This window comes from Microbacterium sp. Bi128 (assembly GCF_918698205.1).
Genome location: NZ_CAKKMM010000417.1, coordinates 1 through 3,859, shown reverse-complemented (window position 1 = coordinate 3,859; position 3,859 = coordinate 1). Strand labels below are relative to the sequence as shown.

Genomic DNA, 3,859 nt, shown 5'->3' with positions numbered 1-3,859 from the left:
TCGCCGGACCGTGCCGCCCACTGCCCTGAGCCCCGACAGCCCTCAGCACGCTTAGTATTGAGTGGACTGGCAGGCCGGCAGGGATAGCCTGTGCGCCCTGCCCGCAATCGAAAGGTACGGCCGCCATGACCGAGACACCCCGCAGATTCGACCCCACCAATCCAGACGACGCCCCCACCTCCCCGCACGCGGGGTCCGCTGACGCCACGCCCGCGTCCGCCGAGCAAGGCCTCAGCACCGATGTGGCCGCAACCGGCACCGATGTGGACGCCACGACGGCGGGGCGCGCCGAAACCTCCCGCCCCGAGGAACCCACGGCTCAGGCTCCCGCGCCGGCGCCCGCGCCGGACACGCGCCAGGTCACCCGTGCGGGAATGGTCTGGGCCGCGGTAGCCTGCGCGCTCGTGGTGCTGATCCTGCTGATCGCTTTCATCCTGCAGAATCAGGAGTACGTGCAGGTGAAGTTCTTTGGCCTCGAAGGCTCGGTCCCGCTGGGCATCGCCTTGTTCATCGCGGCCGTCGGCGGCGGCGTTCTGGTCGCCATCGCTGGAGCCGCCCGCATCATCCAGCTCCGGCTCGCCGCGCACCGCGTCCGCCGCCAGGCCAGCCCGGGCACGCACACGCGCTGACGCGGAAACCGCCAGGCGCTACCCTCTTTCCATGCGCGACGCAGAACCCCGGGCCCAGGCAGCCTTCACCCCCGCCGCGGCGGACTGGCCCGACGTCGAGCGTCTCTTTGGCGTCCGCGGCGAGCCCTCACGATGCTGGTGCCGGTTCTTTGCCTTGACCGGCCCGCAGTGGTCCGCGTCCACCCCGGAGGAGCGGAAGAATCAGTTGCGGGACAAGTTCGACGGCGCCCAGCCGGCGCCCGGGGTCCTGGCCTTCCGCGACGGTAATCCGGTGGGCTGGTGCGCCGTCGAGCCCCGCGGGTGCTACCCAAGGATCCTGCGCTCGAAGGTGCTGGCGTCGGCCCCTGACGCCGCCCGGGATCCCGGCGTGGACCATGTGTGGTCCGTCAGTTGCTTTGTCGTCTCCCCCGGCCACCGACGGACCGGCGTGGCGGGGGCGTTGCTTGCCGCCGCCGTCGAACACGCCGCCGCGCACGGCGCCACGGTGGTGGAGGGTTATCCGGTCGACCCCGCGCAACGGCCCAAGGCCGGCCCGGCAGACCTCTACCACGGCACGCTGGGACTCTTTTTGGCGGCTGGCTTCACAGTAGTCAGCGGCGAAGTGGTCAGCGGCGCGGTGCCGGGACGCGCCGTCGTCCGCTTGACGGTGCCCCGGCCCGGCAGGGACCGCGGGCGCTAGGGCAGGGTCAGGATCACCGGCCCGTCGGCGGTGATGGCCACGGTGTGTTCGCTGTGCGCGGCGCGGCGGCCGTTCGCTGAGCGGAGGGTCCATTCGTCGTCGTCATGGTAGTAGTCGTCCTTGCGGCCGAGAATCAGCATTGGCTCGATGGCGATGACCAGGCCCTCGGTCAGTTTGATGCCGCGACCGGGACGTCCGTCGTTGGGCACGTGCGGCTCGGCGTGCATGGTCCGGCCGATCCCGTGGCCGCCGTGGTCGGCGAGCAGCCCGTAGCCTGCCCGGCGCGCTGCCCCGCCGATCGCGTAGGCGAGATCCCCCATCTTGTTCCCGATCCTTGCCGCTTCGATCCCCCTGGCCAGGGCGGCGTCCGTGGCGTCGATGAGGGCCTGGTCCACCGGGTCCACGGTCCCCACGATGAAGCTGACTGCCGCATCGCCGCACCACCCGGCCAGGAACGCGCCGCAATCCACGCTCAGGAGGTCCCCGTCCTGGAGCCGGTACTCATTGGGGATGCCGTGCACGACGGCGTCGTTGACGGACGTGCAGATGACCCCCGGGAACGGCACTGACGCCCACCGCGGCCGGTAGTTCAGGAACGCCGGGGTGGCTCCCGCATCGGCGATTGACGCTGCGGCGACATCGTCCAGTTCCTTGAGCGAAACGCCGACGGCGGCCGCGCCGCGGACCCGGGCGAGGGTGGTGGCGACCACCCGGCCGGCCTCGCGCATCAGTGCGATCTCTTCGGGACTCTTGATCATGGACATGGCTTTCCCTTCCGACGCGGAGCCGCGGCTTGCTGGCTTCAACTCTAAAGCCCGCCGCGGCGTGTCTACAGTGGCCTCATGACCACCGCGGAACTCATTGACGCGATCCGCGGCAGCCTCCAGGCTGCTGCCGATCCTGGCCGCGCCGCGGGGGCACAGGCCTACATGAAATCGCAGATGCCATCCCTGGGCGTGCGGGTTCCCGAGGTTCGCAGCATTGTCAGGGCCGCGGCCGCGGACCACCCGCCGGGCAGCCTGGCGGAACTGCAGTCCGCGGTGCTTGTGCTGTGGCGCAACGCCGGCCATCGTGAGGAACGCTACGCCGCGATCGAGCTCACGGGGCTCAAGCCCGCAGCCGGGGAACTGAGCATGCTGGCCCTCTATGAGGAAATCATCCGCACCGGAGCCTGGTGGGACCTGGTGGACGGGGTGGCCCACCGGCTGGGCGCCCTGTTGCAGGCCCACCGGGCAGAACTGACGCCGGTGCTCGAACGCTGGAGCCGGGACGAGGACTTCTGGGTCCGGCGGGCCGCGATCACCGCACAGCTGGGGGCGAAGGGCGCCACGGACACGGAGCTCCTGGCCGCTGTGATCGAGGCCAACCTCGAGGACCGGGAGTTCTTCATCCGCAAGGCGATCGGGTGGGCGCTGCGCCAGTACGCCAGGACGGATCCGGCCTGGGTGAAAGCATTCGTGCGGCGGCATGCGGACCAGCTCAGTCCGCTCTCGCGCAAGGAAGCGCTCAGGAACTTGGCGGCCTAGCCAGAACCAGCCCTAGATGATCGGCCGAGTGGTGACCGGCTCGTCCGACTTGGTGAACAGCAGCTTGGTCTTCGGGTCAAGGAAGATCAGGTACAGCGCAAACAGCAACGCAATGATCGCCGCGGCGTTGCGGGCCAGCGCCAGGGCCAGGCCCAGATCCGCGGTCTGCAGGTACGGGAAGACGTCGAGCTGGTCCGAGATCGCGTACACCATGAAGAAGGACACGATGAAGTAGAGCGCCTTGACCTGCCAGTCGTCGCGGATGCCCGTGACGGCGAAGAGCGGGATGAGCCAGACGATGTACCAGGACTGGATCATCGGGGACAGCAGCACGACGGCGGCGAACGCCAGGGTGAGCCGGCGCATCAGGCGGTCGTAGTCGCCGCGGAAAATCTGCCAGGCGACGATGCCGACGGCGAGCAGCTTGCCGGCGTCGAACGCCCACTTGGCCAGTCCCCAGCCGTCGAGCCCGAAGGCGTTGGAGATGGAGGCCACGATCAGGCCCACCAGGCCAACAGGCGCGTACCAGATCCAGATGCTGCCCGGGGCGGACAGCCCGTTGATCCAGCCGAAGCCGAAGCCATTGACCCGGCTCATGAGATAAAGCAACGCCAGGCTGATGCCGGCCGTGAGGGCCCAGAAGACGAACTTGCGCGGCCAGCTGGCGCCCTTGCCCGCCCAGAGCAGGCCGATGAACGGCAGGAAGACCACCGTGATGGGCTTGACCGAGATGGAGAGCGTGACCAGCACGATGCCGAGGATGACCCGGCGCGTGGCGCAGTAATAAAGGCCGGCCAGGGCCAGGCCGATCATGAGGGCATCGTTGTGGACGCTGGCGATGAAGTTGGTGAGGAACAGCGGGTTGGCCGCCGTCAGCCACAGGGCCCGGTTCGGGTTCACTCCGTGCAGTTCGGCCAGTTTGGGCACGTAGATCACGCAGAGGACCACGCCCACCAGGGCCGCGATCCGGAACAGCATGATGCTGCCTTCAGGGTGCACGTTGGTGGCCCAGACCACGAACTGTT

Annotated in this window: 5 protein-coding genes; 3 read left to right on the top strand and 2 right to left on the bottom strand. The window is 69.1% G+C overall.

Annotated features, from left to right (window positions below; genetic code table 11):
• Window positions 1-125 precede the first annotated feature (125 nt).
• On the top strand, window positions 126-629 hold the full coding sequence (locus tag LQV45_RS20175; protein ID WP_230008539.1) for a lipopolysaccharide assembly LapA domain-containing protein: 504 nt from the start codon (window positions 126-128) through the stop codon (window positions 627-629).
• Between the two features lie 31 nt (window positions 630-660).
• On the top strand, window positions 661-1,308 hold the full coding sequence (locus LQV45_RS20170) for a GNAT family N-acetyltransferase (protein WP_230008538.1): 648 nt from the start codon (window positions 661-663) through the stop codon (window positions 1,306-1,308).
• Here LQV45_RS20170 and map read toward each other — a convergent pair.
• Entirely contained in the window at window positions 1,305-2,072 is a 768-nt protein-coding gene (map, locus tag LQV45_RS20165; protein ID WP_230008537.1) for a type I methionyl aminopeptidase, read from the bottom strand. The genes LQV45_RS20170 and map overlap by 4 nt on opposite strands.
• A 78-nt stretch (window positions 2,073-2,150) precedes the next feature.
• Here map and LQV45_RS20160 point away from each other — a divergent pair, with 78 nt between their 5' ends.
• Window positions 2,151-2,834, top strand: coding sequence for a DNA alkylation repair protein (locus tag LQV45_RS20160; protein ID WP_230008536.1), 684 nt, complete (start codon window positions 2,151-2,153; stop codon window positions 2,832-2,834).
• A 12-nt stretch (window positions 2,835-2,846) separates the two neighbouring features.
• Here the strand turns inward: LQV45_RS20160 and mptB are convergent.
• Window positions 2,847-3,859 (bottom strand): polyprenol phosphomannose-dependent alpha 1,6 mannosyltransferase MptB (gene mptB / locus LQV45_RS20155; RefSeq protein ID WP_230008535.1); only part of this gene is annotated, 1,013 nt, incomplete at its 5' end.